The organism is Streptomyces cahuitamycinicus, from assembly GCF_002891435.1.
In the GTDB taxonomy this organism is placed as follows: Bacteria; Actinomycetota; Actinomycetes; order Streptomycetales; family Streptomycetaceae; genus Streptomyces; species Streptomyces cahuitamycinicus.
Map to the genome: position 1 here is coordinate 1 of NZ_POUC01000622.1, position 3449 is coordinate 3449.

Genomic DNA, 3449 nt, shown 5'->3' on the forward strand with positions numbered 1-3449 from the left:
GTGGTGCGGGGATGCCGCGGTGGTGCGGCTGGCGGTGTGCGGGCCGGCTGTACGGGGCCGGGTCGTTCGCCGGGGCCGGAACCGCGTCCGGGGCCGGAGCCGGGCCGGGATCAGTCAGGGCGCGTCTACGCGCTGACCGGACGCGACCAGGACGGGGCCGTCCCCGTCGCGCGGCACAGCGCCAGGTAGAGGGGGATCGGCGGCGTGTACGGAAGGGTGCCGTCCGGGCGGTGGATCAGGTCGGGGACCTCCACCAGGTCCGGGACGGCCGCGCCGGTGGCGTACCGCGCCGGGGCGGGCCACTCCAGGGCGTGGTCGGAGTCGGACGGCACCAGCCACCACCAGTGCGTCTCGTCCGCGTAGACGCAGCCCACGCGGGGCAGCCGGGGCATGATCAGCGGGCCGACGTAGGCGGGCACCGCGACCGCGTCGCAGCCGAGCGGGGCGGTCATGCCGTCGGGCACGGGCAGCCGCAGGGCCGGGCCGGACGTCCGCAGCCCGCGCCGGACGCGTACCAGCGTGTCCAGGTTCAGCATCATGCCTCGCCGCGCGGGACTCACGCGTGCCCCCGCTCTCGGCGGCGCTCCTGCGAGGGAACCCCAGGGACGCCCCTGGTGTGCCGTGCCCGGTGGGTCCCGTCCTCGTCGTCCGGGTCGTCGGACGGGCCGCGCTTGGGTCGGGCGCCCCAGCCCAGGTCGCCTCGAGGTCCGTCCGGCTCGTGCGAGGTGTCCGCCGTGCGGGGCAGCTCCGCCCAGACCAGCAGTCCGGGGCCGTTCTCGTGGGCACCCCAGGAATGGCAGAGGGCGTCGACGAGAAGCAGTCCCCTCCCGTGCTCCTCCTCGGGCCGGGTCCGGCCCGCGGCGTGCGGCTGGCCAGGGGCGCAGCCCTCGTCGTGCACGGCTATCCGTACCAGGTCGTCACCGTCGTGCAGCTCGCACACTATGTGGGTGCTCGCCGTGTGCACGATGGCGTTGGTGACCAGCTCGGAAACCACCAGGGCCGCGCTGTCGCACGTGTCCTCGCACACCGACCAGCCGGTCAGCCGGGCTCGCGTCAGGCGTCTGGCCTGGGCGGGAGAACCCGCATGTGCGGCCAGCTCGAAACGGAACCGGCGCCCGGCAGCGGCCCCGAGGGAGGCCTCTTCCATGGCGGCGCCGAGCCTGGGAGGGCCTGCGGCGGCGTCTGTTCCTAAGGGCGCGGCGGACGGAATCACGCTTGCCACTATCGCCCCGCCGTGAACACTTGGCAAGTGTCACTCTGAAAATTGCAGAGTGCTGGGTGACGGTTTGGAAGGCCGTGGCACACTGCTCGCAACAGCACCCGGCGCGGCGCCAGTTGAGATCGTCGAAGATTCGTTCGAAACGTTTGTTCGGATCGATTCTTCGAATGGATCCTCGAATGGCGCCGCCGGGCTGTCAGCGTTCCTTCGTGGCCGGCTCGTCAGAATTCTTCGTGGAGGTGGAGCGTGAGTGAACCGCGGTCCGCACCGACGGTCGGTCAGGTCGTGCTCGGCCGACGCCTGTTGGACCTGCGGGAACGCGCGGGCATGAAGCGCGAGGAGGCCGCGCGCATCCTCCGCGTCGCCCCCGCCACGGTCCGCCGTATGGAGATGGCCGAGGTCGCGCTGAAAATCCCCTATCTGCAACTGCTCCTCAAGGCCTACGGAATCTCCGACGAGGAGGCAGAGGCCTTCGTCCAGCTGGCCGAGGAAGCCAACCGGCCCGGCTGGTGGCAGCGTTTCCACGACATCCTGCCCGGCTGGTTCTCGATGTACGTGAGCCTGGAGGGCGCGGCAAGCGTCATCCGCAGTTACGAGCCCCACTTCGTCCCCGGGCTGCTGCAGACCGAGGACTACGCGCGCGGGGTGCTCCGGTCGGGCGCCATCGGCCAGACCCGGCCCGAGGACATCGAGCGCCATGTCGCCCTGCGCATGCAGCGCCAGGACCTGCTCACCCGCGAGGACGCGCCCCGGCTGTGGGTCGTGATGGACGAGACCGTGCTGCGTCGCCCGGCCGGCGGCCCGGAGGTGATGCGCGCCCAGATCGACAAGCTGCTCGACGCCACGAAGCTGCCCAACGTGACGCTGCAGATCGCCCCGTTCGCCAGCGGGCCGCACCCGGGGACCTACGGGCCGTTCGTGCTGTTCCGATTCGCCATGCCCGAACTGCCGGACATGGTCTACAGCGAGTACCTGACCGGCGCGGTCTATCTCGACGCGCGCACCGAGGTGGCGACCCACCTGGAGGTCATGGACCGCATGGCGGCGCAGGCCGCTACGGCACATCGCACGAAGGAGATCCTCCGGGATCTCCGCAAGGAGCTGTGAATGGATCGCATCAAGCCGCGCAAACACGTCTACAACGGCATGCCCGCGCGTGACTTGGGCAGCGAGGGCTGGCACAAGCCGTGGAGCGGCGGAAACGGAGGCAACTGCCTGGAGGCGATGAAACTCGCCGACGGCCGGATCGCCGTCCGTCAGTCCACCGACCCCGACGGCCCGGCGCTGATCTACACCACCGACGAGATGACGGCCTTCATCGAGGGGGCGAAGTCGGGGAAGGCGGACTTCCTGCTGTCCTGACGTGATTGCCCTTGCTGCCGCTCGACTTCCTACGCTGCCATTCATCGCTGGTGCTGAATTGACCACCCTCTGTGCCTTATGGAGTGCCTCATGACCGGGCAGGACCCCACGTCGGCCGTCCAGATCGACACGACCAGACCCCATCCCGCGCGGATGTACGACTGGTACCTCGGAGGCAAGGACAACTACCCGGTCGACGAGGAGATGGGCCGGCAGATGCTCACCCTCGACCCGCGGGTGCCGGTGATGGCCCGGGTCAACCGCGCGTTCATGCACCGGGCCACGCGCTGGCTGGCCGGCAGCGGCGTACGGCAGTTCCTGGACATCGGCACCGGCATCCCCACCGAGCCCAACCTCCACCAGATCGCCCAGGAGACCGCGCCCGGCGCCCGGGTCGTCTACTGCGACAACGACCCCATCGTCCTCGCCCACGCGGCGGCCCTGCTGCGCGGCACGGACGAGGGCGCGACCGAATACCTCCAGGCCGATGTGCGCGACCCGGACGCCATCCTGGAGGGCGCGCGGAAGGTCCTGGACCTCACCCGGCCCGTCGCGCTGTCGCTCGTCGCTCTGCTGCACTTCGTCTCCGACGAGGACGGCGCCCACGACCTGGTCCGGCAACTGCTCGCCGAACTGCCCTCCGGCAGCTACCTGGTGATGACCCACGCGACCGCCGACTTCACCCCGGAGGAGTCGAAGGCGGCCACCGAGAAGCTGCGCGCCGCAGGCGTCACCCTGGCCCTGCGCTCCCGCGAGGAGTTCACCCGCTTCTTCGACGGCCTCGACCTCGTCGAGCCCGGCGTCGAGGTGCCCCACCGCTGGCACCCGGAGCTGGGGGAGTCCGTGCCCGGGCAGGACGGCGGGGTGA

Annotated in this window: 5 protein-coding genes; 3 read left to right on the forward strand and 2 right to left on the reverse strand. The window is 70.8% G+C overall.

Annotated features, from left to right (window positions below; all coding sequences use genetic code 11):
* Positions 1-125 precede the first annotated feature (125 nt).
* A complete protein-coding gene (locus tag C1J00_RS40500) occupies positions 126-539 on the reverse strand; it encodes a hypothetical protein (RefSeq protein WP_102913843.1) in 414 nt (137 codons plus the stop codon).
* 17 nt (positions 540-556) lie between these two features.
* Positions 557-1222 carry an ATP-binding protein gene (locus tag C1J00_RS40505; protein ID WP_102913844.1) on the reverse strand — a complete coding sequence of 222 codons (666 nt, stop codon included), beginning with the start codon at positions 1220-1222 and terminating at the stop codon, positions 557-559.
* A gap of 243 nt (positions 1223-1465) precedes the next feature.
* On the opposite strand from C1J00_RS40505, the gene C1J00_RS40510 reads away from it, so the two are divergent.
* From C1J00_RS40510 to C1J00_RS40520, 3 genes are all read left to right on the forward strand, one after another.
* The gene (locus tag C1J00_RS40510; RefSeq protein ID WP_102913845.1) at positions 1466-2326 is read left to right on the forward strand and encodes a Sco1979 family transcriptional regulator; all 861 of its coding nucleotides are present in this window, start codon (positions 1466-1468) and stop codon (positions 2324-2326) included.
* A complete protein-coding gene (locus C1J00_RS40515) occupies positions 2327-2581 on the forward strand; it encodes a DUF397 domain-containing protein (RefSeq protein ID WP_102913846.1) in 255 nt (84 codons plus the stop codon).
* 90 nt (positions 2582-2671) lie between these two features.
* Positions 2672-3449: SAM-dependent methyltransferase (locus tag C1J00_RS40520; RefSeq protein ID WP_102913847.1), on the forward strand; the 778-nt coding region annotated here is incomplete at its 3' end.

Excerpts from the sequence above, each read along its gene's own strand:
- C1J00_RS40515 (WP_102913846.1), top strand. The coding sequence starts at position 2,327 with ATGGATCGCATCAAGCCGCGCAAACACGTCTACAACGGCATGCCCGCG.
- C1J00_RS40500 (WP_102913843.1), bottom strand. The coding sequence starts at position 539 with ATGATGCTGAACCTGGACACGCTGGTACGCGTCCGGCGCGGGCTGCGG.